The following is a 457-nucleotide window of genomic DNA, read 5'->3' as shown; positions in this document are numbered from 1 at the left end:
GTTGTATTACAATTTGTTGTGTAACTTAAGGGTTTGTAAAGCAGGTTCCTGTTTTTTATAGGTTAGGCTTTGTCCTGCTCTCCACTTTATCCCGAAGAAACCTGTGCAACAAGCAAGCATACCAAAAAATAATAAACAATGCTTAATTCGGGATGTTCGTTCCGATCAGGTTTATTGAAATTAGGCTGGTGCTGCTATTTACGGTTTAATAGCAAGTGCATTTAATGAAAATGAGTTTTGCGTGTTTTCAGTGCATACGTGGCAAATAAAAACTAATAAAGCGGTTCGTGAGGACACGAACCACGGAACAGAGCAAAAAGCAGTATGATGATTTAGTAATGTGTTGTATTACAATTTGTTGTGTAACTTAAGGGTTTGTAAAGCAGGTTCCTGTTTTTTATAGGTTAGGCTTTGTCCTGCTCTCCACTTTATCCCGAAGAAACCTGTGCAACAAGCA

The organism is Pedobacter jeongneungensis, assembly GCF_039538295.1.
Lineage (GTDB): Bacteria > Bacteroidota > Bacteroidia > Sphingobacteriales > Sphingobacteriaceae > Pedobacter > Pedobacter jeongneungensis.
This window is presented reverse-complemented; position numbering follows the sequence as displayed.